This is a genomic window from Paracoccus sp. SSJ (genome assembly GCF_030234105.1).
GTDB classification, from domain to species: Bacteria; Pseudomonadota; Alphaproteobacteria; order Rhodobacterales; family Rhodobacteraceae; genus Paracoccus; species Paracoccus denitrificans.
Window position 1 is genome coordinate 26,095 of the sequence record NZ_JASSPE010000024.1, and the last position, 26,245, is coordinate 52,339.

The following is a 26,245-nucleotide window of genomic DNA, read 5'->3' on the forward strand; positions in this document are numbered from 1 at the left end:
TCACACCCCCAGTTCCCGATGCAGCATGTCCATCTGCGCCGGCAGTTCGGCGACCGGGAATTCCGCCGTCATCCGGCCGTGATCCATCAGGTAGAAGCGGTCGGCGACCTTGGCGGCAAAGCGGAAGTTCTGCTCGACCAGCACCACGGTCATGCCGCGCCCCTTCAGCTTCTGCAGCACCTCGCCGATGGCCTGGATGATGACCGGCGCCAGCCCCTCGGTCGGCTCGTCCAGCAGCAGGCAGCGCGCCCCGGTGCGCAGGATGCGCGCCATGGCCAGCATCTGCTGCTCGCCCCCCGACAGCTTGGTGCCCTGCGAATTGCGGCGTTCCTTCAGGTTCGGGAACAGCGCGTAGATCTCCTCGACCGACATGCCGCCATCGGCGACCCTGGGCGGCAGCATCAGGTTCTCCTCGACCGAGAGGCTGGCGAAGATGCCGCGCTCCTCGGGCACGAAGCCCAGGCCCGCCCGCGCGGTCTGGTGCAGGGCCACCGCCGTCATGTCCCGCCCGGCGAACTCGATCCGGCCGCTGCGCTTGCGCAGGATGCCCATGATGCTGCGCAGCGTCGTGGTCTTGCCCATGCCGTTGCGGCCCAGGATGCAGATCATCTCGCCCTCGGCCACGGTCAGGTTCACGCCGTGCAGGACGTGGCTTTCCCCGTACCAGGCATGCAGGTCGCGGACGTTCAGAAGCGGCGCGCTCATGCTTCGGCCCCCATATAGGCGCTGCGCACGCGCGGATCGGCCGAGACGGCGGCATAGTCGCCCGCCGCGATGATCTCGCCGCGCTGCAGCACGGTGACGTGGTGGCAGATATCCGCCACGACGCTCAGGTTGTGCTCGACCATCAGCACCGCGCGCTCGGTGGCGACGTCGCGGATGATGCCTGCGACCATGGCCACGTCCTCCTGCCCCATGCCGGCCATCGGCTCGTCGAGCAGCAGCACCTCGGGGTCCAAGGCCAGCGTGGTCGCGATCTCCAGCACGCGCTTGCGGCCATAGGACAGGTCGGCGGCGCGGTGGTCGCGCCAGCGCGCCAGGCCCAGCTGCTCGATCAGCTGGTCGGCGCGCGCATCCAGCCGGTCCAGCGCCGACAGCGGCAGCCAGAACTGCACCGCCAGCCCCGCCGGCCGCTGCAGCGCCACCTTGACGTTTTCGCGCACCGTCAGATGCGGGAACACCGCCGAGATCTGGAACGACCGCACCAGCCCCATCCGCGCCACCTTGTCGGGCCGGGTATGGGTGATGTCCTGGCCCAGCAGCGTGATCGAGCCCCGCGTCGGCTGCAGGAACTTGGTCAGCAGGTTGAACACCGTGGTCTTGCCCGCCCCGTTCGGCCCGATCAGCGCATGGATGCGCGCATGCTCCACGTCCAGGTCGACATCGTTCACCGCCGTGAAGCCGGCGAAGTCCCGGCCAAGCCCGCGGGCGGACAAAACCACCCGAGGCTCGGCCTGTATTGCCAGGGATGCCGACATCACTGGACCAGAGGGCAGCCGCTTTCGGCCGGGTTCAAGAACGCCTCGTCGCCCGGAATCGTGGCCAGGACGTTGTAGTAGTCCCAATCCTCGGTCACGTCGCCGGGCGCCTTGACCTCCATCAGGTAGACGTCCTTGATCAGCCGGCCGTTCGGCCCGACCTTGCCGCCCTGGGCAAAGACGTCGTCGACCGGCATCTCGTGCATCTTGGCGGCGACGGCCTCGGTTTCGTCGGTGCCCGCGGCCTCGATCGCCTTGAGGTATTGGGTGACGGCCGAATAGGTGCCGGCATGGACCATGTTCGGCATCACGCCCGTCCGCTCCTTGAAGCGTTCGCCGAACTCGCGCGATTCCGGCGTGCGGTTCCAGTAGAAGCTTTCGGTCAGCGTCAGCCCCTGCGCGGCGTCCAGCCCGATTCCATGCACCTCGGCCAGGGTAAAGAGCAGCGCCGCAAGGCGCTGGCCGCCGGCGGTGATGCCGAATTCGGAGGCCTGCTTGATGGCGTTCTGCGTGTCCATGCCGGCATTGGCAAGGCCGATCACCTTGGCGCCCGAGCTTTGCGCCTGAAGCAGGAACGAGGAATAATCCGTCGTCGCCAGCGGGTGGCGCACCGCGCCCGCGACCGTGCCGCCCTGCGACTTGACGAAATTGCCGGTCTGCTCTTCCAGCGAATAGCCGAAGGCATAGTCGGCGGTCAGGAAGAACCAGCTGTCGCCGCCCTCCTTCACCAAGGCGCCGCCGGTGCCCACGGCCAGCGCATGGGTGTCATAGGCCCAGTGGAAGCCGTAGGGCGTGCATTGCGCCCCGGTCAGCTCGGTCGTGGCCGCGCCGGTGTTGACGGTGATCTTCTTCTTTTCCTGGCTCAGCGCCTGCACGGCCAGGCCGACCGACGAGGTGGTCAGCTCCATGATCGTGTCGACCTGCTCGGTATCGTACCATTGCCGGGCGATGTTCGAGGCGATGTCGGGCTTGTTCTGGTGGTCGGCGGTGACGACCTCGATGGGCGCGTCCAGCACCTTGCCGCCGAAATCCTCGACCGCCATCCGCGCGGCCTCATAGGAATACTTGCCGCCGAAATCGGCATAGACCCCGGACTGGTCGTTCAGGATGCCGATCTTGACCTTGCCGTCCGAGACTTCGGCCAGGGCGGGCGTGGCAATAAGGCCGACCGCAGCGGTCGACAGCAGAAACTTTCGCATAATGTCCTCCCAAAGGCGCATCCCTTCCACCGGCCGACTTTGCCTGCCGGGTGGGAATGCTGTCCTGTTACCGTCAGGCGCGACTCCATCCCGCGCCCTCCCGGACCGAACGATGCCGGCAATTCGGTTTTGACACAAGTGTTCAGATAGGTTTAATTTCTTACAGGGTATGTGCGTTTTCGAACAGATGGCCAATCTCAGCTGGGACGATCTGCAATTCTTTCTGGCGGTTGTGCGCGAAGGCCAGCTTTCGCGCGCCGCGCGGCACCTGGGCACCTCGCATGTCACCGTCTCGCGCCGCATCGACCGGCTGGAGCAGGCGCTGAACACCCGCCTGTTCGAGCGCAATCCCCGCGGCTATGAGCCGACCCCCGCCGGGCAGCGCCTGATCGAGGCCGCCGAGCGCATGGAGGAGGCCGCCGGGTTGATCCCACTGGAACAATCCGCCGCGCCGGGACAGGCTCGGCCGCTGCGGCTGGCCATGCCCGAGGGCTTCGGCAGCCTGTTCTCGACCCATCTGCTGCCGGCCTTCATCGCGCGCTTCCCGCTGATCTCGCTGGAACTCATCACCATGCCGCAGGTGCTGTCGCTGTCGCGGCGCGAGGCGGATATCTCGATCACGCTGGACCCGGTGACGAGCGGTCCCTATCGCTCGGAACGGCTGGTGGACTATACCCTGCATCTTTACGCCACGCGGGCGCATCTGCGCAGCCTGCCGCCCATCGCCGGTCCCGAAGATCTGCGCCAGTTGCGTTTCATCGGCTATATCGAGGAGATGATCTTCGCCCCCGGCCTCGACTATCTGGGCGAGATCCATCCCGCGATCCGGGCCAGCGTGAAAAGCTCCAGTATCTTCAATCAGTTGGCAGCGGTGCGCAACGGGCTGGGGATCGGCGTCCTGCCCTGGTATGTCGCCGCGAAATACCCCGAGCTGCAGATCGTGCTGCCCGACCGGGTCCGGCTGACCCGGACCTATTGGCTGACCTGCCATCGCGACCTGCGCATGATGCAATGGGTGCGCGCGGTGATCGGCTTTCTGTCGGCCAGCCTGGCCGAGCGCGGCCACGAGCTGTCCCGCCCGCCGGATCATGCCGGGCCGGGCTGAGGCCCGAGGCGGTTTCGCGCCCCGGCCGGGCCGGGCGCAGGCAAGGCGATGCGGCGCCTGGCCTGCCCACCGGCCTTGCGCCCCGGTGGTGGCTTTCCCTGGCGGGATCGGAGCGGGACGACCATCGCCGCCCTGCCCCGCTTGCCCGCCAGCGCCACCAGATCCCTAGCTAGTCGTAAAGCCCGGCGAAGCGGTCGCGCAGCAGGTTCTTTTGCACCTTGCCCATGGTGTTGCGCGGCAACTCGTCCATGAACAGCACGCGCTTGGGCTGCTTGAACTTCGCCAGCCGCCCCTCCAGCGGGGCCAGCACCTCGGCCTCGGTCAGGGCGGGGCTGCCGGTCGGGACGACCACCGCCGTCACCCCCTCGCCGAAATCGCGATGCGGCAGGCCGATGACGGCGGATTCGACCACGCCGGGCAGCGCGTCGATCTCGGTCTCGATCTCCTTGGGATAGACGTTGTAGCCGCCGGTGATGATCAGGTCCTTGCCGCGGCCGACGATGTGCAGGTAGCCGCGCTCGTCGAATTTCCCCAGGTCGCCGGTGATGAAAAAGCCGTTGTCGCGCAGCTCGGCGGCGGTCTTTTCCGGCATGCGCCAATAGCCCTTGAACACGTTCGGCCCGCGCACCTCGATCATGCCGATCTCGCCCCGCGGCAGCTCGGCGCCGGTCTCGGGGTCGGTGACGACGATCTCGGTGCCGGGCAGCGGCAGACCGACGGTGCCGGCGATGCGCTCGCCGTCATAGGGGTTCGAGGCGTTCATGTTCGTCTCGGTCATGCCGTAGCGTTCCAGGATGGCATGGCCGGTGCGGGCCTGCCATTCGCGATGCGTCTCGGCCAGCAGCGGCGCCGAACCCGAGACGAACAGCCGCATGTTGGCCGTGGTCTCGGCATTCAGCATGTCGTCCTGAAGCAGGCGGACATAGAAGGTCGGCACGCCCATCAGCACGGTCGCCCGCGCCATCGCCTCGAATATCCGGTCGACGTCGAATTTCGGCAGGAAGATCATCGAGGCGCCCGAGAACAGCACCACATTGGTGGCGACGAACAGGCCGTGGGTGTGAAAGATCGGCAGGGCGTGGATCAGCACGTCCTGCGCGGTAAAGCGCCATGCCTCGCGCAGCACCTGCGCATTCGAGACCAGGTTGCCATGGGTCAGCATCGCGCCCTTGGACCGGCCGGTGGTGCCCGAGGTGTAAAGCAGCGCGGCCAGGTCGTCGCTGTCGCGGGCCACGGTGGCGAAAGCCTCGGGGGCGGCATCGGCGGCGTCGGTCAGGCTGCCCCGCTCCTCGGCGTCCAGCGTCACCATGCGGGCACCGGCGGCCTCAGCGGGCTCGCGCAGCGCCTCCTGCCGGGCGGAGTCGCAGACAAAGACCCGGGGCTCGGCATCGCCCAGGAAATAGCCGATCTCGGCGGGGGTGTAGCCGGTGTTCAGCGGCAGGAACACCGCGCCCGCCCGCAAGGTGGCGAGATAGAGGATGATCGCCTGCACCGATTTCTCGACCTGAACCGCCACCCGGTCGCCGGGCTGGACGCCGAAGGCCGCCAGCGCATTGGCCATGCGGCCGCTGCGGGCGATCAGGTCGCCATAGCGGATGCGCTCGCCGGCCTGCGTTTCGATGGCCACGGCCTCGGGATCGCTGATGCCGGCGGCGAGAAGGTCGAACAGATTGTCACTCATGAGTTGTCCCCGTGGTTCATGGGTTGGAGGCCGGCAGCGCGCGCTTGACGCTGTCCGAGGCGGCGATGGCGCTGCGTTCGGCAAAGGCTTCGTGGTTCGCCTCGATCCGGTCGAGATCGTAGAGATAGTTCACCATCAGCCCATGCGACTGCTTCAGTCCGTTGGCCGAGACATCGCCCAGGAAGTTCAGCCGCTCCAGCCGGGCGCCGTTGCCCAGGTGGAAGCGCGCCACCGGATCGACGACCCGGCCCTTGCCGTCGCGGGCGCGCAGGAAATAGGCCGCGGCGGCAGCCAGCAGCGGCGCGCGCAGGCTTTCGGCCACGGCCGGGTCCTTGTGCCAGTCGGGATCGTCCAGCACGGCAAAGGCCAGGCGCTGGTCGGCGTCGATCAGTTCCGACATCGCGTCCTTGCGCTGCTGGGCCAGCCAGGCGGCAAAGCCCGGCACCGGCGACAGCGTGACGAAGGTGCGGATGTTGGGCAGTTCCGCCTTGAGCTCCTCGACCACCTGCTTGATCAGGAAATTGCCGAAGGACACCCCGGCCAGCCCGCGCTGGGTGTTCGAGATGGAATAGAACACCGCGGTGCTGGCGCGCTCCGCCTCGATCGGCTGGCGGTCGAGGTCGAGCAGCCCCGCGACATTGTCCGGGATCTCCTCGGTCAGCGCCACCTCGAGGAAGATCAGCGGCTCGTCCACCAGCTGCGGATGGAAGAAGCCGTAGCAGCGCCGGTCGGTCGGCTGCAGGCGATTGCGCAGGTCGTCCCAGTTCTGGATGGCATGCACCGCCTCGTAGCGGATGATCTTTTCCAGGATGCTGGCGGGCGTGTTCCAGTCGATATGGCGCAGCACGAGAAACCCCCTGTTGAACCAGGATGCGAAAAGATGCGCGAAATCGCCGTCCACCCGGCGCAGCGGGGGATTGCCCTTCAGGTGGCGCAGCAGCTCCTCGCGCATCCGCACCAGCGCCGCCGTGCCGCCGGGGGCGAGGTTCAGGCGGCGGAACAGTTCCTGCCGGCGCGGCTCGGCGGCATCGTGCAGCGCCTCGATGGCCCGCCCGTCCTCGGGGTCGCGCTGCACGGCCTCCAGCGCAGCGCGGACCGCCGCCGGATCGGGGCCGAAGCGGTCGGCGAGGTTTTGCAGGAAGGCCAGCCGCGTCACCTCATCGGCATCCTCGAAGGCGGCAAGCAGGCCCTGCGCGATGGCCACGCCCGAAGCCTCGCCCCGCCGCGACAGCAGCGCCTCGCCCAGTTCGCACAGGTCGGGCGCCTCGGTGGCAGTGCCCGCGCCCCGCCGCCCAAGCAGGCGGCGGCCGCGCTCTGTCAGCACCTCGAACAGCTCGCCCAGAAAGGCCGGGCGGCTGGGGCGCGGGGTCTCGACGGTCTTGATCATTTCGGGCCTCCGAAAAGCGGGTGGCCTGCCGGGATCATCCCGGCAGCACGACGAAGATCAGCCACAGCACGACCGGAGCGACCAGCGTCACCAGCGCACCATAGCTCAGCAGTTTGCGGAAAAAGACCTGACGGTCCACCCCGCGCGCATTGGCCAGGACCAGGGCGCCGTTGGTCGAGAACGGGCTGACATCGACGATGGTCGAGGCGACGGCCATGCCTGCGATGAAGCCGATGGCGCCCACGCCCGTATCGCCTTGCAGGAAGGGCACCGCCAGCGGGATCAGCGAGCCCAGCACCGCCGTGGACGAGGCGAAGGCCGAGACGACCGCGCCGATCAGGAACAGCATCAGCGCCGCCAGCAAGGGCGAGGCCATGCCCGCCACGCTGTCGCCGACGAAATCGATGGTGCCCATGTGTTCCAGCACCGCGACATAGGTGGAAACGCCGGTGATCAGCATGATCTCGGGCCAGGCCACCTGCGCCATGGCGCGTTTCTGCATGGTCGGGTTCCACAAGGCCAGGCCCAGACCGATGGTCAGCGAGACGAACCCGATGTCGAGGTTGAAGGCCAGCACCAGCACGGCCAGCAATGCCAGCCCGGCCAGCGTGACGATCTGGTAGAGCGTGCCGTCGGGCTGGTCGCCCTCGTCCACCTCGGCGACGAGGCGGTTCGATTCGCCGCCGCCCTCCTCGCCGATGCGGCGGCTCAGCGCCTCGGCCTCGCTGTCGCCGAAGATCTGCGGGCCGGTGGCCGGGCGGGCGATCTCGACATGCGGCACCGCGACAGGCTCGATCCGGTCCTGCCGCGCCTGCATCAGCTTGCGTCCGCCCAGCATCATGAACAGCAGAAGCGCCACCGCCGCGTTGACGAAGAAGCTGGCGGCAAAGGTGGTCATGGGCGACAGCGGCAGCCCGGCCTTGGCCACGACGCCGTTGGTGATGCCGCCATAGATGCTGATCGGCGAAAAGCCCCCGGCCTGCGCGCCATGCACCACCATCAGGCCCATGAGCAGCGGCGAGATCTGGTAGCGGAACGCGAAGCCCAGCGCGATGGGTGCCACGATGGCAACGGCGCCGGGGCTGACCGCGCCCACCGCGGTCAGGACGGCCGAGATGCCGAACATGATCCACGGGATCGCGCCGATGCGGCCCTTGACGGCGCGCACGGCCATGCGCACCAGCCAGTCGATGGTGCCGTTGTTCTGCGCCAGGGCGAACAGCCAGGTGATGCCGACCAGCGTCAGGAACAGGCCGCTGGGGAAACCGGCGATGATCTCCTTGGCGGCCTGCCCGGCCAGCAAGGTGCCGACCAGGAAGGCGCCGACATAGGCCAGCACGCCCATGTTGATCGGCCAGATCGTGGCGACGACGAACATCGCCGCCAGCGCGTAGATTGAAAACAGATGCGGGGTCATGCGCGGCTCCTCTCCTTGCAATCTCCTGTGGCCGACAAGGCGGCCGTCGATTCCCGCGCCCTCCTCCGGCACGCGAATCCTCACCCGGCTGTTATACGTTTCCTCTTGTCTGTTGTATATATCAAATCCGAACATGGATAAATGCATGGAACCCGCTTATCTTTCGGGCAGATATCCGAAGGAGGCTTCCCATGGCGACGATCCCCAACACGCTGCGCATCCGCAACGCGCTGGAAAACGCCATCGTGGAGGGCAAGTATCCGCCCGGCGCCCGGCTGGACCCCGAGGCGCTGGAGCGGGAATTCGAGGTCTCGCGCACCCCGATCCGCGAGGCGCTGCACCAGCTGGAAGCCTCGGGACTGGTCCGGGTGGTGCCCAAGCGCGGCACCTTCGTCACCGAATGGAGCGCGGGCGAGCTGGCCGAGCGATTCGAGGTCATGGCCGAGATCGAGGCGACCTGCGGCCGCCTTGCCGCCCGCCGCATCACCGAGGCGGAGATGGCCGATTTCGAGGCCGTCCACGAGGCATGCCGCCAATTGGCCGAGGCCGGCGAGGTCGAGGCCTATTACGCCCGCAACTCGGATTTCCACCATTGCATCTATCGCGCGACCCACAACGCCTTCCTGGCGCAAGAGGCGGCGCGGCTGCATGCCATGCTGCAACCCTATCGGCGCATGCAGCTCAAGGTGCGCAACCGGATGATGCGGTCATTCGCCGAACATGACGCGGTGGTGGCGCGCATCCGTGCCGGCGACGGCGAGGGCGCGGCCCAGGCGCTGCGCACCCATGTCATCGTGCAGGGCGACCGTTTCCACGACCTGATCGCGGCCTTGCGGCAAGGGGACTGACGGGCGCCAGACGGCATCCTGCGGGAAAACTCCTCTGGCGCATCGGGCCGAAGGGATGGGATAAAGGCCCGGGACAGGCCGATGGGGGTGCCGATGCGCTATTTCGACTTCAGCACCTGGCAGGGGGTTCTGACCACCCTGCTGGGCCTTGCGCTGTTCACGCTGATCGGCGTGGGCATCCGGGTGCTGATGCTGCTGACCATCCAGCAGCGCCAGCAGCGCATGAACCGCCAGATCAACGAACGCCTGCGCACGCTGATCGCCGCCTACAAGGTGCTGGGCGGCTCGTTCACCGGCGAGTTGCTGGTCGATCCGACCCATCTGCGCGACCTGCGGCAGCGCGCGCAAGAGGCGGGGGACGAGGAAGCCGCCGGCTCGGATCGCGCAAGGCGCATCCGCGACGCGGTCGAGGCGGCGCTTTCGGACATCATCCTGCTGGGCACCGAGGAACAGGTCCGCCTGGCCAGCCGCGCCGCCACCGAGATGGCCGCAGGACGGCCGATCCATACCGCCGAACTGGTCGTCTCGCTGCGCGATTTCATCCGCAAGGCGCTGGACCTGGGTCCGGTGCCCGGCGACGTGACCATCCCCTCGCAAGGTCCGACGCGGCAATCGGGCGGCTCGTCCAGGGGCGGGCGCGGCGAAGGCGGCAGCAAGGGCGGCGGCGGTGGAGGCGGCGGTGGCGGCGGCATGGGTGGCGGCGGTGGCATGGGCATGGGAATGGGGCTTGGCCTTGGCCGCCATGCCGACGACGCCCCGTCCTGAGACGCCGGAAACGCCCCGCTTGCGATGCGGCATCGATCCTGCGATCCTGCCGCCATGACCGGGGATCTGCATATCCTGCGCCAGCACGTCCTGCTGACGGCGCGGCTGTTTCGGAACTACGGCGCGGTGCTGGCCGCCACATGGCTGGCGGGCATGCTGCTCGGCACGCTCCTGATGATGCTGGCGGTCGAGATCGGCTTTGTCGACCGGCTGGCCGGGCTGATCGCGCTGGTGCCGGTGATCCTGCTGCAACTGGTGCTGTTCGTCGCCATGTTCGTCATCCTGCGCGACGGGCTGCCGGTGCTGCGCTTTCGCTCAAGGCGCCGTCGCAGGGCGCCCGCCGACGGGGAAACCTCCGACGAGGCCCAAGGCCAGCCCGGCATCGGCATGCTGGCCGGGGCGCTGCTGGCGGCGCTGATCCCGTTCTATGGCTATTATGCCGGCTGGGGCCTTTTGGGAAACACGCTGCGGGATTACTCCAAGGCTTTCCTGTCGACCTCGATGGAGCGGATCGACTTCTCGGCGGTTTCGCCCGAGCCCCAGCCGACCGCGCTGGAGGTGCAAAGCACGCTTTGGGTCATGGTCGCCGTGCTGCTGATCTGGGCGATCCGGCGCGGCGCCAAGGCCATGCACAAGCGCAGCGAGGCCGGGATCTGGCCGCTGCTGGTCGTCGCCTGCGAGGCAAGCTGGGCGGTGCTGGGCCTTTACGTCATCTCGGGCTGGCAGGCGGGGTTCATCGAATGGCTGGCCGGCCTGCCCTCGCCCGCCGAGCTGTGGCGGAACCTGGCCCCGCCCGCCTCGGCCGAGGTCGTCGATGCCGCAAGGCGCCCGGTGGACTGGGCGCCCGTATTCCAGCCCGGCCCCTGGCTCGTGGCGCTGTTCTGGTATGCGCTGCTGCCGCTGATCTGGTTCAACCTCGGCGCCATCGTCTATGGCCATGACCTGAACCTGATGGCCGAGGAGACGCGCCGCTCGGCCGGCAGGGTCGTGGAGCGCTGGCAGGCATTGCCGAAGCCGCTGACCGACTTCATCGGCCATTTCTGGGCCGGGCTTGTGAAACGCTGGCACGCGGTCGCGAACGGCGTGCTGCTGGCCGGGTCGGCGGGCTTTGCGCTGACCGTCTCGGTGCTGGTGCTGTGGCGGCTGGCCGATTGGGCCGGCCGCTGGGCCTGGATCGGGCTGGCCGAACTGATCGGGCCGCAAGACCTGAGGGTCTGGCAGGTGGCGCAATATCCGCTGGGCCTGCTGTTCGGTGCGCCGGGCCAGCCGCAGCAGGGCGTGGTGGTCTGCGTCCTGCAATTCTGCATCCTTGCCGCCGGGCTGGAGCTGGCCGGGCGCGCCCAGGCGGAAAAGGCAGCTATTGCAGGTCGCGCAGAACCGGCTTGACCGCGAATTCCAGCGCCTCGGGCCGCGTCCCCCAGGCCGAGACGCGCAGCCGCGCACCCTTCAGCAATTCGGAGGGCACCAGGAAAAGCTGGTCCGACAGGAACTCCTGCCCGTCCGGCGGCGCGTCGTAGGGGATGGGGTTGCAGCGCCCCTTGTTCTCGCCGTCGGGGGAAAGCACCCGAACGGCACCCTCGGAATCGGCGCTGATCAGCGGCAGCCAGACCCGATCCGCCGCGTCGCGCAGGCTGAGGTCGCAGCCGGCCCAGCCCTGCCGCGCCGCCTCGGGACCGCGCAGCGCCAGACGGACCAGCACCAGCGCCCGCTCGGACAGGTTGGGCGCGCTTCCCGCCCAGACCTGATCGACCCGGACATGCACGCCGCGCAGTTCGGCCCCCGCCTCGCCAGCCTGCGACACGGTCCATTCCCGGGCACGGCGCATGTCGGTGATCTCGGTCCAGCCCCCGACCACCACGTTGGCGAGCAGCAGGACTGCGGCAATGATTACCCAAAGCAGATGTTTCATGGCTCGAACCGGATGATCGGCTGGCTGCCCCCTGCCGGCTCCGGCGGGGCAAGATGCAGGGCGCTGTCGAAAACCGCGGTGAAGCTGTTGTTCACCACCAGCTCGCCGCCCGCGACCTCGTCCGGCGGCAGTTCGAAAACGGCGATGGCACGCCCGGTCAGGCCGGGCTGGAACCAGTGGCTGTCGAGCCCGCGGGGGATGTCCTGGGCACGCCTGGACAGCGCATAGCGCCGCCCGCTCGCGCCCTGCCAAGAGGCATCGATGCGCTGCGAGACGATGGTCGCCTCGACCTCGATCTCGGCGATCAGGAAGACGCCGTCGGTGTCGTGCACGAACTCGGTGCCGAAGCGGGAAAAGGCGATGCGGTCGGCCAGGCGCGCGCCGGAAAAGCGGGCGCGAAAGCTGCGCGCCTCGCCCGTCCCGCCCGCCGCGACATGGCTGCGGAACGGCTGCACGGTGCTGTTGTAATCCGGCGCGGTCTGCATCATCGCGCCCAGCAGGGCGGCGCCGGCCAGCACGATGGCGATGCTGCCCCCCCGGATCATGGCGCCCCCTCGGGCACGACGGACATGCGGGCGGCGGGCTGAAACAGCAGCCAGCTCGACTTGCCGTAAAGATTGTCCTTGAGCTTGAAGATCTGCCGGTGGAAGGTCAGCGAGACCGGCCCGGGCCGCCAGTCCGGCGGAACCTGCCAGACCAGCGTGACCCGCTCGGCCAGGCGCGGATGCAATTGCGCCAGCGGCGCGCCGTCGCGGTCCAGGATCACCTCGGGCTCGGGCCAGGCGGCGCCACCGGCGGCAAGCTCGGGCGGATGCGGCGGAAAGCCGAAGACGGCGATCTGGCTTTCTCCGGTCAGGTTCAGCAGCCGCGCGCGCATCAACAGGCGGGCGGGCTCGCCCTCCTGCCCGGGCGGGACCAGCGACAGCGACAGCGGGGTCAGTTCGACCCGGCCCAGATCGACCGGCTCGCCGGGGACGATCCGGGGCAGTTCCTGCGGCGCCCGCACCTCTTCGACCTTCAGCCACAGGCCGAGCAGCACCGCGGCCGCAACCCCGATCGAGGCGGCCATGCGCACCCTCAGACGCCGCAGCAACGAGGCATGTCGCTTTCCCGTCATGCGGGAATTAAGGCCCGCCGGCCCCTGGCGCACAAGATCCGGCCGCTTCCGGTCGGCGGATTCCGGCCGGAACGCAAGGGCAAGCCGGGGCAGCCCGTCATCTGCCACGGTGCCATGCAGAGGTCGTGGGGCGCGCATGGCGATGTCGCCGGCCGCTCGACGGCAGATGCGGATCGCCCACCCGGGCGCGTTCGGGTTCGCGACGTGGATGCACATGCCTCCCTGACCCGGGATCGGCGATTGCCGGCTCGCCATCCCGTCCGGTCCTGCGAAGGTGACATGGAGGTGTTTCAGCCATCGGTTATCCTTCCCGCGCGCCGCCATCCGCTTCAGAATGGCCCGGCACCACGTCACGGAGCGTCCCGAAGGAAGGTCGAAATGCCGCAACAGGAAACCATCGTCTCCGCGCCGGAACTGACGCTGGACATCACGCCCGAGGCGGCCGAGATCCTGCGCGCCTCGGACCTGCTGTCCGGCCGGCCGCGCACCATGCCGGTCCATGCGACCTATTTCGACACCCCCGCACAGGACCTGGCCGCGGCCGGCTTCACGCTGAGCCTGACCGAGACCGGGGGCGAGACCGGCGATCAGCGCCTCCAGACCGTCAAGGCCACCGGCAGCACCGCCGATCTGTTCCTGCTGCCCGAATGGCGGCAGACCGTGACGGGCGACAGGCCGGTGCTGGACGACCACACGCCGGTTCCCGCGCTGCTGGGGGCGAAGATCGCGGATATCGGCCCGCTGTTCGAACTGCGCGTCATGCGGCATGTCTGGACCCTGCCCGGGCAGGGCGCCAGCATCGAACTGGCGCTGGATCAGGGCGAGATGACGGCCGCCGACCGCCGCGCGATGCGTTGCGCGATCCGGCTGGCGCTGCGCGACGGCCCGCCTGCGGCGCTTTACGCGCTCGCACGCCGGCTGGACGAGATCGCGCCGCTGCGCCTGGCCGCCCAGACCGAGGCCGAGCACGGCTTTCGGCTGCTGGGGCCGGTGCTGCACATGCACAAGGCGGCGCCGGTCGCCCTGCGCCGCGACATGGTGGCGGCGGACGGGTTTCGCCTGATCGGAAGCGCCTGCCTGCGGCAGTTTCGGCTCAACGAGCCGCTGATCGGCCCCGGCAATCCCGAGGCCGTGCATCAGGCGCGGGTGGCGCTGCGCCGGCTGCGCTCGGCCTTTGCCATCTGCAAGCCGATGCTTCAGGACGAAGAGGCCGGCCGGCTGAACCGGGAAACCCGCTGGCTGGCAGGCATGCTGGGCGAGGCGCGCGACCTGGACGTGCTGCGCATGCGCTGCCGGTCCGAGGCGCTGCGCGCCCGTCTGGAGCCGGCGCGCATGGCCGCCTATGCCCAGGCGCAAGCGGCGCTGGAATCGCGCCGGGCGCGGTTGCTGATGCTGGATCTGGGGGAGTATCTCGCCATCGGCCCCTGGACCGCGCTGCCCTCGGCGGCCGAGATCCGCGACCTGCCGCTGCGGGAATTCGCGGCCGCCGCCCTCGACCGCTTTCGCCGCAAGGTCAAGAAGGACGGCATCGACCTTGCCGATCTCGGCGACGAGGCCCGGCACGAATTGCGCAAGGACGCCAAGAAGCTGCGCTATGCCGCGGAGTTCTTTGCGCCGCTCTTCGCGGAAAAGCGCCGCAAGCGCCGGGCCGCGCGCTTCCTTGCCGCGCTGGAGGCGTTGCAGGACCGCATGGGCGCGCTGAACGATCTGGTGAGCGCGCCGGAACTGGTCGAACGGCTGGGCCTTGCCGGCGATCCCAAGGCCGCCGCGCTGCTGGGCACGAAACGCGACAAGCGCACGCAGATCGAGGCCGCCGCCGAGGCGCATGACGCCTTCGTCGATGCCAAGCGCTTCTGGCGCTGAGGGCGGCAGCCCTGCGCTGGCCTACCCGGCCAGAAGCTCGCCCGGTGTGATCGCGGCGATCCCCAGCGCCTCGCCCACCGGCGGCGAGGTCAGCTGCCCCTCATGCGTGGCCAGGCCCCCACGCAGATGCGCATCGTCGGCCAGCGCGCGGCGCCAGCCCTTGTCGGCCAGGGACAGCAGGAAGGGCAGCGTGGCATTGCCCAGCGCCTGGGTCGAGGTCCGCGCCACCGCGCCCGGCATGTTGGCGACGCAGTAATGGATCACGCCGTCCACTTCGTAGATCGGGTCCTGGTGGGTGGTCGGCCGCGAGGTCTCGAAGCAGCCGCCCTGGTCGATGGCGACATCGACCAGCACCGCGCCGCGCGGCATGGTCGCCAGTTGCGCCCGCGACACCAGCTTCGGCGCAGCCGCGCCCGGCACCAGCACCGCGCCGACCACCATGTCGGCGCCCTGGATCAGCTCGGCGGTCGCCGCCGCGCTGGCATGCTGGGTGGTCAGCTTGCCCATGAACAGATCGTCCAGCCAGGACAGCCGCGGCAGCGAGCGGTCCATCACCGTCACGTTGGCGCCCATGCCGACCGCGACCCGCGCCGCCGCCGCGCCGACCACGCCGCCGCCGATGATCAGCACATTGGCCGGCCGGACCCCCGGCACCCCGCCCAGCAGCACGCCGCGTCCGCCATTGGCCTTTTGCAGCGCCCAGGCGCCGACCTGCGGCGCCAGCCGCCCCGCCACCTCGGACATCGGCGCCAGCAAGGGCAGCCCGCCGCGCGCATCGGTGACCGTTTCATAGGCGATGGCGGTCACGCCCGAGTTCAGCAGATCGCGCGTCTGCGCCGGATCGGGCGCCAGGTGCAGATAGGTGAACAGCACCTGCCCGCGCCGCAGCATGGCGCGTTCGACGGCCTGCGGTTCCTTGACCTTCACGATCAGGTCCGCCTCGGCAAAGACCGCGGCCGCGTCCGGCGCGATCCGCGCCCCGGCGGCCAGATAGTCCTCGTCCGCAAAGCCGGCACCAAGCCCCGCGCCGGTCTCGACCAGCACCTGGTGGCCATGCACGACGGCCTCGGCCGCGGCGGCAGGCGTCAGGCCGACGCGAAATTCCTGCGGCTTGATTTCCCTGGGGCAGCCGATCTTCATTCCCTTCTCCTCCCGCTGGTTTCAAGGCTCCTGGCACCAGTCTGACATTGCCGTTTCGCAAGGTGCTGCGAAACTGCCCCCGGGCAAGCGGGCGCAACGAGACAGGATCCTCCGGTCGACCAGAAGAATCGAAGAATCTTCCGCCGTCAAGAAAATGGGCGCAAGCATCCGCCGCAGCGGCATTCGGTGCCACGATTGCCCATCGGGTGCATTGCATATATACGCATTCCCGAATATGTCTTGAGGCTGCCGCAAGCGACGAACAGCAGGGGGGAGCAGTCGATGATCCACGCCTCGGGGGTGGCAGGGTTCCGCAAGGCGCGGTCGGGCTGGGCGCACCATGTCCCTGCCGGCCCGGCAAGGCGCGAACGCCGCTCATGGCCGTGCCGGGACAGGAGGAAATGTCGCGAGCGGCTCCATCGCCCTTTCGCCGTCCCCTTCCATCATCGGGGCGCCGGGTCGTGAGGCGGGGCGCAGCCATCGCCGCCGCGCTGGCGGTGCTTGCGCTTGGCGCGGGCTATGCCGTCCTGCGCCTGCTTCCCATGGAATACGACGATCTTCCCGGCACCGATCCGCGGGTCTGGGTTCATCTGCCTGCCGCTCTGCGCGGCTTCGAGCTGCCCGGGCATTGCGCGCCGCCACGCTATTCGCGGCATTTCCTGGAATGCGGCGGGGTATGCGGGCACCAGGTCTCGATCCGCTTCGGCAGCCGCACCGTGACCGAGGATCGGGCGGCGGAACTGGCTGCGCGCGCCGGCGCCGCGACCGGCGCGACCGAAGCGCTGGCGGCAAAGACCGCCCCCTTGGCGCCGGATTGTCCGGGCTGGCGGCTGGACCTGTCTTTCGACACCCGCGCATCCCAAGGCGGGGCCGCACCATGAGGCACAACACGGGCGCCCCCGCAGCATCCGGCGTCGATCCGGCGCCGTCGGGCCTGGTCGCAGCGACCAGGGCGATACGAGGGATCGACCGCAGATGCGCCTGATCCACCGCCTGCCCCTCCTGCAATGGGCGCGCGGCTATGGCGGGGCGGTGCTGGGCGCCGACCTGCTGGCCGCGGTGATCGTCACGATCATGCTGATCCCGCAAAGCCTGGCCTATGCCATGCTGGCCAACCTGCCACCCGAGGTCGGGCTTTACGCCTCGATCCTGCCGCTGGTCGCCTATGCGGTCTTCGGCACTTCGCGGGTGCTGGCGGTCGGGCCGGTGGCGGTGGTCTCGCTGATGACCGCCTCGGCCATCGGGCCGGTGGTTCAGGCCGGGCTGGCCGATCCGCTGGACGCCGCCGTCGGGCTGGCGCTGCTTTCGGGCGCGATGCTGGTGGCGGCGGGCATCTTCCGGCTGGGGTTCCTGGCGAATTTCCTGAGCCATCCGGTGATGTCGGGCTTCATCACCGCCTCGGGCATCCTGATCGCGGCCGGGCAGGTCCGGCACCTGCTGGGGGTGGGCGGCGGCGGCGCGACCCTGCCCGAGATCCTGCCCTCGCTCTGGGGTGCCCTGCCGCAGACCAATCCATGGACGCTGGCCATCGGCACGGGCGCGCTGGCCTTTCTCCATGCGGCGCGGCGCTGGGGCAAGCGCGGGCTGATGCGGGCCGGGCTGCCCGGCTGGCTGGCCGACATGCTGGCGCGGGCGGCGCCGATCCTGGCCATCGCGGCAACCATCGCGCTGGCCAAGGCGCTGGAGCTGGGGGGCAAGGGCGTGGCGCTGGTCGGCACCATCCCGCAGGGCCTGCCCCGGCTGGCGCTGCCGGGGCTGTCGGCCGAATTGCTGGTGGCACTGGCGCCGGCGGCGCTGCTGATCTCGGTCGTGGGCTTCGTCGAGTCGGTCTCGGTCGGCCAGACGCTGGCGGCACGGCGGCGCGAGCGGATCGCACCGGACCAGGAACTGATCGGGCTGGGCGCCGCCAATATCGCGGCGGGGCTCAGCGCGGGCTATCCGGTGACGGGGGGCTTTGCGCGCTCGGTGGTGAATGACGACGCGGGCGCGCAGACGCCGGCGGCGGGGATATTTACCGCCATCGGCATCGCGCTGGCCGCGCTGTTCCTGACGCCGCTGCTGGCCGACCTGCCGCAGGCGGTGCTGGCGGCGACGATCATCCTGGCCGTGCTGTCGCTGGTAGATCTGCGTGCCATCCGCCGGGTGCTGGACTATTCCCCGCGCGATTTTCTGGCCATGGCGGCAACCATCCTGGTCACGCTGCTTGTAGGGGTCGAGCCGGGCATCAGCGCCGGGGTGGTGCTGTCGCTGGTCATGCAGCTTTACCGCAGCTCGCGGCCGCATTCCGCCGTCGTGGGCCAGGTGCCGGGGACCGAGCATTTTCGCAACATCGACCGCCACCGGGTGCTGGTCTGGCCCGAGATCCTGTCGCTGCGCGTCGACGAAAGCCTGTATTTCGCCAATTCGCGCTTTCTCGAAGATCGCATCGCCGCGCTGGTGGCCGAGCATCCCCGCGTCCGCCACGTCGTGCTGATGTGCCCGGCGGTGAACGATATCGACGCCAGTGCGCTGGAAAGCCTTGAAGAGATCAACCGCCGCCTGGCCGAAAGCGGGGTCAAGCTGCATCTCTCCGAGGTCAAGGGGCCGGTGATGGACCGGCTGCATCGCAGCGATTTCCTGCGCCACCTGTCGGGCAAGGTCTTCCTGAGCCAGCACGAGGCCATTTGCCGCCTGCGCCGCGAACTGGGCCCGGACGCGGCCCCCGAACAAGAGATGGGACCGGGCTGCCGGCGGGACGGGGTCTTGGGCGGATAGACCCGCGGGCCGGCCCCGGCCTTGAATACCTACGGTAATGCGAACATATCGTCATGGCACCGTCGAGAACCGAGGTCGAGCATGTCCGGCACCGATATCCAGATCGCCTGCACCGCTTGCGGCGCGACGAACCGCCTGCCGCCCGGGCGCGACCCGCGCGAGGCGCGCTGCGGCAAATGCCGCGCGGCCCTGTTTTCCGGACAGCCCGCCGATGTGGACGGGGCGATGTTCCAGCGCCAGGTCGGGCGCAATTCGATCCCCGTGCTGGTCGATGTCTGGGCGCCCTGGTGCGGCCCCTGCCAGATGATGGCGCCGGAATTCGCCCGCGCCGCCGCCATGCTGGAGCCCGGAATGCGGCTGATCAAGCTGAACTCCGAGGCCGAGCCGCAGGCCGCTGCCACCCTGGGCATCCGCGGCATCCCGACGCTGCTACTCTATCGCGGCGGGCGCGAGATCGGGCGGCAGTCCGGCGCCATGGACGCCGCCTCGATCGCCGGCTGGGCGCGCGCGCAACTGCGCGGCTAAGGCCGGGGCGGTTGCCCGCACCGTCCGCTTGGCTATGCTGGGGACCGGACGGAAACGCGCGAGGACAGCATGGGCCAGTTGATCGACGGCGTCTGGCATGACGAATGGTATGACACCGACAGCAGCGGCGGGCGCTTCCACCGCAGCGTGACCGCCTGGCGCAACTGGATCACCCCGGACGGCAGTCCCGGCCCCAGCGGCAGGGGCGGATTCGGCCCGGAAAGCGGGCGCTATCACCTCTATGTCTCCTATGCCTGCCCCTGGGCGCATCGCACGCTGATCTATCGCGCGATCAAGGGGCTGGCGCCGCATATCGACGTCTCGGTCGTGCATCCCGACATGCTGTCCGAGGGCTGGACCTTCGCCACCGACTTCCCCGGCGCCACAGGGGACGGGCTGTTCGGCCTGCCCTTTCTGCGCAACATCTACCTGAAGGCGGACCCGAAAACCTCGGGCCGGGTGACGGTGCCGGTGCTGTGGGACAAGGCGCAGGGCACCATCGTCAGCAACGAAAGCGCCGAGATCATCCGCATGTTCAACACGGCCTTCGACGGGCTGACCGGCAACGGCGACGATTATTGCCCGGCCGAGTTGCTGGACCGGATCGATGCGATGAACGAGCGCCTCTACGACCGCGTGAACAACGGCGTCTACAAGGCGGGCTTCGCCACCACGCAGGCCGCCTATAACGAGGCCGTCGGGCCGCTGTTCGAGACGCTGGACTGGCTGGAGCACCACCTGGCCGCGAACCGCTATCTTTGCGGCGAGCGCATCACCGAGGCGGACTGGCGGCTGTTCACCACCACGCTGCGCTTCGATCCGGTCTATCACACGCATTTCAAATGCAACCGGCGCTGGCTGCGCGAATACCCAAACCTCTGGGGCTGGACGCGAGAGCTTTACCAATGGCCCGGCGTGGCCGAGACGGTGCATCTCGACCATATCGTGCGGCACTACCATTACAGCCATGACACGATAAACCCGTATCGCATCATCCCGATCAATCCGCTGATCGACTGGCACGAGCCGCACGGCCGGGGCTGAGACAAGGCGTCGCGGGGCTTTCCTAGAGTTTCTCTCTGGATTGACAAGCCCTGCTGGCGGCGTATTCCTTTTCCCGCCGGCCCGTATTGGCCGGAGACTTGCCGCGATGCCCTTCCGGCCGGCGCGATCCGCCGCCACCGGACCCGCACCACGACAAAATGCTGGGGAAAGGCCGATGCTGGCACCGTTTCTCATCATGCTGCGCGAGGGGCTGGAGGCGGCCCTGATCGTCGGCATCATCGCCGGTTATCTGCGCCAGACCGGCCGGCGCGCCTGGCTGCCCGCGATCTGGGTCGGCGTGTTCCTTGCCGTCGCCATGTCGCTTTTCGCCGGCGCGGCGATCCAGCTGATCAGCAGCGGCTTCCCGCAAAAGACGCAGGAACTGTTCGAGGCGGTGATCGGGCTTGTCGCCGTGGCGGTGCTGGTCGGCATGGTGTTCTGGATGCGCCGGGCCGCGCGCTCGATCAAGGCCGAGCTGCATTCCGGCATCGACGAGGCGCTGGCGCATCGGGGCGGCGCCGGCACCTGGGCGCTGATCGGCATGGTCTTTCTGGCCGTGGCGCGCGAGGGGCTGGAATCGGTGTTCTTCCTGCTGGCGATATTCCAGCAAAGCCGGGACGGCGCGGCGCCCATCGGCGCGCTTCTGGGCGTGATCGTCGCCATCGGCGCCGGCTGGGGCATCTATGCCGGCGCGCTGCGGCTGGACCTGCGCCGCTTCTTTCGCTGGACCGGGGTGTTCATCCTGCTGGTGGCGGCGGGGCTGCTGGCCGGCTCGGTCCGCGCGCTGCACGAGGCCGGGCTGTGGAACGGCTTGCAGGACCGGGTCTATGACCTGAGCCTGACCCTGCCGGAATCCGGCCCGCTGGGCACCGTGCTGTCCGGCCTTCTGGGCTATCGCGAGGCCCCCACGCTGGGCGAGGCGCTGGTCTGGGGCGTCTTCCTGGCGGTGACGCTGGTGCTTTTCCTCAGGCCGCAGGCAGAACCCCTGCCCGCCCGGCCGCAGACTGCGGGGCGCAAATGACTTCACCCTCGAAAGGCATTTACCTGGCGATCGCGGGCGCGGCCGTGCTGGCCGTCGCGGGCGGCGCGGCCTTCTGGTATGCGACGCAGCGGAATGCCGGCACGCAGACCGCGGCGGACCAGCTGGTGACCGTGAACGCCACCACTTGCGAGCCCGATGCCATCACCGTGCCCGGCGGACGGCGCAGCTTCGAGATCGTGAACGCCAGCGACCGCCCCATCGAATGGGAGATCCTGAACGGCGTCATGGTGGTGGCCGAGCGCGAGAACATCGCACCCGGCTTCCGCTCTACGCTGGAGGTGCAACTGGCGCCGGGCGAATACGCCATCACCTGCGGCCTGCTGTCGAACCCGCGCGGCACGCTGACCGTGACGCCGTCGGACGAGGCCGCGGCCGCCGCCTCGGAAGTCACGCTGCGCAAGTTCCTGGGACCGCTGTCGGAATACCGCGTCTATCTGGTCATGCAGGGCAATGCCGCGGTCAAGGCCGCCGAGGCGCTGCGCGACGCCATCACTGCGAACGATCTGGAGGCCGCGCGCGAGGCATGGCACCAAGCCCGCCTGCCCTATCGCCGCATCGAGCCGCTGGCCTATCGCTTTTCGGACCTGGAAGAGCGCATCGACGCCCGCGCCGCCTATCTGGCCGGTCGCGAGCAGGACCCCGCCTTCATCGGCTATCACCGCATCGAATACGGGCTTTTCGCGGAAAACCGCACCGAGGGGCTGGCGCCCTTTGCCGATGCGCTGGTCGCAGACCTGACCGAACTGGCCGCCCGGCTGAAACAGGCGCCGCTGGATCCCGGCCTGCTGATCGAGATGCCGGGCGAAAGCGCGCTTCAGATCGCGCAGGGCCAGATACCGCAGGGCGAGAACCTTTATGCCGGAAACGACTTGCAGGATCTTGCCGCCAGCCTTGAGGGGATCGGCAAGCTGGCCGGCCTGTTGCGGCAGGTCGTGGCCGGGGTCGATCCGGCGCTGGACAAGGTGATCGAACAGGACATGCAGGCGGCCGAGGCGCATCTTGCCGCCATCGCGGCCGAAGCGCACCCGACCTATGGCGATGTCCCGAAAGCCGCGCGCGACGCGCTTGCCGCCGACCTGACGCGGCTTTCCGAGAGCCTGCGCAAATTGCAACCCGCCATCGGGATGAACTGACATGAACGACCAGGGCCGCCTTTCCACCACGCGCCGCGCCCTTCTGAGGCAGATCGGACTGGGCGCCCTGGGCGGGACCATCGCCGGCACCGTCGGCCTGCCGGCCCGGGCGCAGGAGGCCAAGACCGCGCCGCAGGTGGTCGATGCGCCGCCGGGCCATGCCGAGACCGCCGCCCAGCATGTGCCCTTCCACGGCAGGCATCAGGCGGGGATCCTGACCCCGCGCCCGGCCAGCGGCATCTTTGCCGCCTTCGACGTGGTCGTCGCCTCGCTCGACGATTTCGAGCGGATGCTGCGGCTGCTGACCGAGCGCGCCGCTTTCCTGACCCAGGGCGGCGAGGTGCCGGCCCGTGACCCCAAGCTGCCGCCCGCCGATTCCGGCCTGCTGGGTCCGGTGATCGCACCGGACAACCTGACGATCACCCTGGGGCTGGGCGCCTCGCTCTTCGACAGGCACGACTGGCTGGCGGGGCTGAAGCCGGCGCGGCTGCAACGCATGGTGCAATTTCCCAACGACGCGCTGGACCCGGCGCTGTGCCATGGCGACCTGTCGCTGCAATTCTGCGCCAACCTGCCCGACACCAACATCCACGCCCTGCGCGACATCGTGAAGAACCTGTCCGAATTCCTGGTGCTGCGCTGGATGATCGAAGGCTCGGTCCCGCCGGTTCCGCCCGCCCCCGACGGCTCGACCCCCAGCGCACGGAACTTCCTGGGCTTCCGCGACGGCTCGGCCAACCCCGATGCCAACGATGCCGCGCTGATGGAGCGCGTGGTCTGGACCCACGGCCCGAACGAGCCGGAATGGGCCCATGGCGGCAGCTACCAGGCCGTGCGCGTGATCCGCAATTTCGTCGAACGCTGGGACCGCGCGCCCCTGGCCGAGCAAGAGCGCATCTTCGGCCGCACCAAGATGACCGGCGCGCCCCTGGATGCGCCCCGGGCCAGCGAATACGACGTGCCCGACTACGCAGCCGACCCCGACGGCGCCACGACGCCGCCGGATTCGCATATTCGCCTAGCCAATCCGCGCACCCCGGAAAGCGAGCGCAACCTGATGCTGCGCCGCCCCTTCAACTATTCCCGCGGCGTGCTCAGGAATGGCCAGCTCGACCAGGGCCTGCTGTTCATCGCCTATCAGGCCGATCTGGAGGCGGGCTTCATCGCCGTGCAGAACCAGCTGAACGGCGAGCCGCTGGAGGAATATATCAAGCCGGTGGGCGGGGGGTATTTCTTCGCCCTGCCCGGCGCAGCCGTCGGGGACTATCTCGGCGCATCCCTTGTCAACGCAGCCAGGCGGAGCTGACCCGCCAAGCCGGAAATCTTACCCAAACGGGAGTTGGAAACGATGGTCGGACATTACCTGAAGACGACGGCACTGGCGCTGGCCCTGGGCGGCTGGGCCACGGGCGCCATGGCGGCGGACCCCTCGCTGGACTTGGTCGAGCCGCTGGCGGAATACAAGCTCTATGTCGCGGAAAACACCGCCAAGCTGGTCGAGGACACCACCGCCTTCACCGATGCGGTCAAGGCCGGCGACGTGGAAAAGGCCAAGTCGCTCTTTGCCCCCACCCGCACCAGCTATGAAAAGATCGAGCCCATCGCCGAGCTGTTCTCGGATCTCGACGTCTCGATCGACGCGCGCGCCGACGATTACGAACAGGCCGAGCAGGACCCGGACTTCACCGGTTTCCACCGCATCGAATACGGGCTTTGGGAACAGGGCTCGACCGAGGGGCTGGCGGAATATGCCGACAAGCTGCTGGCCGACGTGAAGGAACTCGACGCGCGCATCAACGGCCTGACCTTCCCGCCCGAAGTAGTGGTGGGCGGCGCGGCCGTGCTGATGGAAGAGGTCGCCGCCACCAAGATCTCGGGCGAGGAGGACCGCTATTCGCGCACCGACCTGTGGGATTTCGACGCGAATTTCGAGGGCGCGGAAAAGATCTACGAATTGCTGCGCCCGCTGATCGCCGAGAACGAGGCCGATTTCACCGCCAAGGTGGACGGCAATTTCGCAGCGGTGGACGAGGTGCTGGAGAAATACCGCAGCGCCGACGGCGGCTTCGTCTCTTACGAGAAACTGACCGATGCGGATCGCAACGCCCTTTCGGCCAAGGTGAATACGCTGGCCGAGGATCTTGCGACGCTGCGTGGCAAGCTGGGCCTGGGCTGATCGCCAACCGGCCGGCGAAGCGGTGCCGCCGCTTCGCCCTCGGCCCGGAATGCGGCCGGAATTTCCGAATGAAATTAGGTTTTTCAACTGGTTGAGGCGTTAGTCGAGAATTTTGTACCGAGGCTGCATTTTTCCGCTTGCACCTTCCGGCGCGCCCTCCTATACGACGCCTCACACGGGCGCCGGAGACGCCGCCCGAGACCTCCGGTGGGGCCATAGCTCAGTTGGTAGAGCGCTTGAATGGCATTCAAGAGGTCAGGGGTTCGACTCCCCTTGGCTCCACCAATTCAATCCTGAAGACAGCTGGCACCCAGCCCGAAGCAACCGCAGCAGGCCTGCGCGAAGGCCCCGATCTCGGCCAGCGCTCTGCCCGATCTCCTCTCCGGCTGGGCGAGCAGGCCCCCTGACCGCTCGCCGCGATGCCTTTCCGCCCTAACCGGCAGCCTGCTCGGATTCGATCCAGGACAGGAAAACCTGCCGCGCCTTGCGGCGGGCGGCGTCGCGCGGGGTCAGGTTGGACTGCGTCAGATAATAGTCGAACTCTTCCAGAACCGAGACCTCGGACAGTTGCACCAGCCGTCCCTCGGCCAGATCGGGACGGATCATCGCCAGCGAGCACAGCGCCACGCCCTGCCCGGCCAGCGCGGCGGCGCGCAGCAGGTTGAAATCCTCGAAAATCGCGCCGGGCATTCGCTCGGGCACCGGCTGGCCCGCCCGGTCCAGCCAGGTCCTCCAGCCCGACAGATCGGTGTCATGCAAGAGCCCGACCCCGAGCAGCCATTCCACCGACAGCTTGGGCGGGGCCGATCCGACCAGGGCCGGGCTGGCCACCGGAACGCTGCGCCCCGACAGGAAAGGCCGGGAGGAGATGGTTTCGCCGGCAGGACATGAACTGGAAAAGGTGAATGCCAGATCGGTCGTGGTGAAATCGATGTCGTGCCCGTGATGGGCATAGATCACACGCAGCTGGATTTCCGGGTGCCGTGCCCGAAAACCGGGTAGGCGAGGGATCAGCCAACAGATCGCGACCGACGGAATCGCCGCCACGACCAACGCGCCGTCCGAGGCGGCAGGCCGTGCCCGGCGGCAGGCCGCATCGATGCCGTCGAAGGCCGTCGTCAGGTCGCGCGCCAACGCCACGCCGCGCGGCAAGAGCTTCGGCACCCGCCCGCTGCGGTCGAACAAGGGAACGCCAAGCCATTGTTCCAGATGCTTTATCTGATGGCTGACCGCGGGTTGCGTGACGAACAGGCTTTCGGCGGCGGCGCGGAAGCTGCCGGTTCGGGCGATCGCCTCGAAGGCGCGCAAAGCGTTCAGCGGGGGCTGGGACATGAGTTGCAATCATGAGGAAATCTAATGAACTGATTATAAAACGTCCTTTGACGCCTGCAAAGGTCCGCCTCATCGTAAAGGAAATCTTACGCAAGGAGAGATCGATGACCGAACGCGACCGGCTTCAGAGTTTCATCGGCAATGGCGAGAAGGCGGTCCCGACCTTCTCGGCCTCCGAGATGCAGCGCCGCCAGGACGGCATTCGCGCGCATATGGCGCAGGCGGGCGTCGATGCGGCGCTGTTCACCTCCTATCACAACATCAACTATTACGCCGATTTCCTCTATTGCCAGTTCGGCCGCCGCTACGGCCTGCTCATCGACCACGACA

Annotated in this window: 25 protein-coding genes and 1 tRNA gene; 15 read left to right on the forward strand and 11 right to left on the reverse strand. The window is 68.6% G+C overall.

Annotated features, from left to right (window positions below; all coding sequences use genetic code 11):
• The 3 genes from QPR87_RS20085 to QPR87_RS20095 are packed head-to-tail and all read right to left on the reverse strand — an operon-like array spanning position 1 to position 2,677.
• A complete protein-coding gene (locus tag QPR87_RS20085) occupies positions 1-705 on the reverse strand; it encodes an ABC transporter ATP-binding protein (RefSeq protein ID WP_285051082.1) in 705 nt (234 codons plus the stop codon).
• Positions 702-1,478 (reverse strand): ABC transporter ATP-binding protein, encoded by a 777-nt coding sequence (locus QPR87_RS20090; RefSeq protein ID WP_285051083.1) that lies wholly within the window; start codon positions 1,476-1,478, stop codon positions 702-704. Before QPR87_RS20090 ends, QPR87_RS20085 begins: the two co-directional genes overlap by 4 nt.
• On the reverse strand, positions 1,478-2,677 hold the full coding sequence (locus QPR87_RS20095) for an ABC transporter substrate-binding protein (protein ID WP_285051084.1): 1,200 nt from the start codon (positions 2,675-2,677) through the stop codon (positions 1,478-1,480). The genes QPR87_RS20090 and QPR87_RS20095 overlap by 1 nt, the downstream gene beginning before the upstream one ends.
• A 187-nt stretch (positions 2,678-2,864) precedes the next feature.
• Here QPR87_RS20095 and QPR87_RS20100 point away from each other — a divergent pair, with 187 nt between their 5' ends.
• A complete protein-coding gene (locus QPR87_RS20100; RefSeq protein ID WP_104492189.1) occupies positions 2,865-3,782 on the forward strand; it encodes a LysR family transcriptional regulator in 918 nt (305 codons plus the stop codon).
• Between the two features lie 169 nt (positions 3,783-3,951).
• On the opposite strand, the gene QPR87_RS20105 is transcribed toward QPR87_RS20100, so the two are convergent.
• The 3 genes from QPR87_RS20105 to QPR87_RS20115 are packed head-to-tail and all read right to left on the reverse strand — an operon-like array spanning position 3,952 to position 8,267.
• Positions 3,952-5,463, reverse strand: a complete 1,512-nt coding sequence (locus QPR87_RS20105; RefSeq protein ID WP_285051085.1) for a malonate--CoA ligase — start codon at positions 5,461-5,463, stop codon at positions 3,952-3,954.
• A 16-nt stretch (positions 5,464-5,479) separates the two neighbouring features.
• The gene (locus QPR87_RS20110) at positions 5,480-6,850 is read right to left on the reverse strand and encodes a malonyl-CoA decarboxylase (RefSeq protein WP_285051086.1); all 1,371 of its coding nucleotides are present in this window, start codon (positions 6,848-6,850) and stop codon (positions 5,480-5,482) included.
• Between the two features lie 34 nt (positions 6,851-6,884).
• Positions 6,885-8,267 carry an SLC13 family permease gene (locus QPR87_RS20115; protein ID WP_285051087.1) on the reverse strand — a complete coding sequence of 461 codons (1,383 nt, stop codon included), beginning with the start codon at positions 8,265-8,267 and terminating at the stop codon, positions 6,885-6,887.
• 191 nt (positions 8,268-8,458) lie between these two features.
• On the opposite strand from QPR87_RS20115, the gene QPR87_RS20120 reads away from it, so the two are divergent.
• The 3 genes from QPR87_RS20120 (at position 8,459) to QPR87_RS20130 (ending at position 11,266) form a co-directional block, all read left to right on the forward strand.
• Complete coding sequence (locus QPR87_RS20120; protein ID WP_104492183.1) at positions 8,459-9,115, forward strand: GntR family transcriptional regulator; 657 nt, start codon at positions 8,459-8,461, stop codon at positions 9,113-9,115.
• 93 nt (positions 9,116-9,208) lie between these two features.
• Positions 9,209-9,880, forward strand: coding sequence for a hypothetical protein (locus QPR87_RS20125; RefSeq protein ID WP_041530194.1), 672 nt, complete (start codon positions 9,209-9,211; stop codon positions 9,878-9,880).
• Positions 9,881-9,934: 54 nt separating this feature from the next.
• On the forward strand, positions 9,935-11,266 hold the full coding sequence (locus QPR87_RS20130) for a hypothetical protein (protein ID WP_285051088.1): 1,332 nt from the start codon (positions 9,935-9,937) through the stop codon (positions 11,264-11,266).
• Here the strand turns inward: QPR87_RS20130 and QPR87_RS20135 are convergent.
• From QPR87_RS20135 to QPR87_RS20145, 3 genes are read right to left on the reverse strand one after another with little or no spacing between them, the layout of a single operon-like run.
• Entirely contained in the window at positions 11,238-11,789 is a 552-nt protein-coding gene (locus QPR87_RS20135; RefSeq protein ID WP_285051089.1) for a hypothetical protein, read from the reverse strand. The two genes, QPR87_RS20130 and QPR87_RS20135, sit on opposite strands and share 29 nt — an antisense overlap.
• Positions 11,786-12,334 carry a hypothetical protein gene (locus QPR87_RS20140; protein ID WP_285051090.1) on the reverse strand — a complete coding sequence of 183 codons (549 nt, stop codon included), beginning with the start codon at positions 12,332-12,334 and terminating at the stop codon, positions 11,786-11,788. The genes QPR87_RS20135 and QPR87_RS20140 overlap by 4 nt, the downstream gene beginning before the upstream one ends.
• Positions 12,331-12,858, reverse strand: a complete 528-nt coding sequence (locus QPR87_RS20145; protein WP_011748022.1) for a hypothetical protein — start codon at positions 12,856-12,858, stop codon at positions 12,331-12,333. The genes QPR87_RS20140 and QPR87_RS20145 overlap by 4 nt, the downstream gene beginning before the upstream one ends.
• A 426-nt stretch (positions 12,859-13,284) precedes the next feature.
• Here QPR87_RS20145 and QPR87_RS20150 point away from each other — a divergent pair, with 426 nt between their 5' ends.
• The gene (locus QPR87_RS20150) at positions 13,285-14,769 is read left to right on the forward strand and encodes a CYTH and CHAD domain-containing protein (protein ID WP_285051091.1); all 1,485 of its coding nucleotides are present in this window, start codon (positions 13,285-13,287) and stop codon (positions 14,767-14,769) included.
• A 21-nt stretch (positions 14,770-14,790) separates the two neighbouring features.
• On the opposite strand, the gene ald is transcribed toward QPR87_RS20150, so the two are convergent.
• Complete coding sequence (gene ald, locus QPR87_RS20155; RefSeq protein WP_285051092.1) at positions 14,791-15,909, reverse strand: alanine dehydrogenase; 1,119 nt, start codon at positions 15,907-15,909, stop codon at positions 14,791-14,793.
• A gap of 461 nt (positions 15,910-16,370) precedes the next feature.
• Here ald and QPR87_RS20160 point away from each other — a divergent pair, with 461 nt between their 5' ends.
• The 9 genes from QPR87_RS20160 (at position 16,371) to QPR87_RS20200 (ending at position 24,868) form a co-directional block, all read left to right on the forward strand.
• Entirely contained in the window at positions 16,371-16,790 is a 420-nt protein-coding gene (locus QPR87_RS20160) for a hypothetical protein (RefSeq protein WP_285051093.1), read from the forward strand.
• A gap of 94 nt (positions 16,791-16,884) precedes the next feature.
• Positions 16,885-18,663: a SulP family inorganic anion transporter gene (locus tag QPR87_RS20165; RefSeq protein WP_285051094.1), complete on the forward strand. Its 1,779-nt coding sequence runs from the start codon at positions 16,885-16,887 to the stop codon at positions 18,661-18,663.
• Positions 18,664-18,744: 81 nt separating this feature from the next.
• A complete protein-coding gene (locus tag QPR87_RS20170; protein ID WP_285051095.1) occupies positions 18,745-19,188 on the forward strand; it encodes a thioredoxin family protein in 444 nt (147 codons plus the stop codon).
• Between the two features lie 69 nt (positions 19,189-19,257).
• Positions 19,258-20,232, forward strand: a complete 975-nt coding sequence (locus QPR87_RS20175; protein WP_285051096.1) for a glutathione S-transferase family protein — start codon at positions 19,258-19,260, stop codon at positions 20,230-20,232.
• A gap of 175 nt (positions 20,233-20,407) precedes the next feature.
• Positions 20,408-21,253 (forward strand): iron uptake transporter permease EfeU, encoded by an 846-nt coding sequence (efeU, locus tag QPR87_RS20180; protein WP_285051097.1) that lies wholly within the window; start codon positions 20,408-20,410, stop codon positions 21,251-21,253.
• Positions 21,250-22,407: an iron uptake system protein EfeO gene (efeO, locus tag QPR87_RS20185; protein WP_285051098.1), complete on the forward strand. Its 1,158-nt coding sequence runs from the start codon at positions 21,250-21,252 to the stop codon at positions 22,405-22,407. Before efeU ends, efeO (QPR87_RS20185) begins: the two co-directional genes overlap by 4 nt.
• A 1-nt stretch (position 22,408) precedes the next feature.
• The gene (gene efeB, locus QPR87_RS20190) at positions 22,409-23,713 is read left to right on the forward strand and encodes an iron uptake transporter deferrochelatase/peroxidase subunit (RefSeq protein ID WP_104492157.1); all 1,305 of its coding nucleotides are present in this window, start codon (positions 22,409-22,411) and stop codon (positions 23,711-23,713) included.
• A gap of 42 nt (positions 23,714-23,755) precedes the next feature.
• Entirely contained in the window at positions 23,756-24,583 is an 828-nt protein-coding gene (gene efeO / locus QPR87_RS20195; RefSeq protein WP_285051100.1) for an iron uptake system protein EfeO, read from the forward strand.
• Positions 24,584-24,792: 209 nt separating this feature from the next.
• Positions 24,793-24,868 (forward strand) — tRNA-Ala (locus tag QPR87_RS20200).
• Between the two features lie 147 nt (positions 24,869-25,015).
• Here QPR87_RS20200 and QPR87_RS20205 read toward each other — a convergent pair.
• The gene (locus QPR87_RS20205; protein WP_285051101.1) at positions 25,016-25,915 is read right to left on the reverse strand and encodes a LysR family transcriptional regulator; all 900 of its coding nucleotides are present in this window, start codon (positions 25,913-25,915) and stop codon (positions 25,016-25,018) included.
• A 104-nt stretch (positions 25,916-26,019) separates the two neighbouring features.
• Here QPR87_RS20205 and QPR87_RS20210 point away from each other — a divergent pair.
• A partial coding sequence (locus tag QPR87_RS20210) for an aminopeptidase P family N-terminal domain-containing protein (RefSeq protein ID WP_350310468.1) occupies positions 26,020-26,245 on the forward strand: 226 nt, incomplete at its 3' end.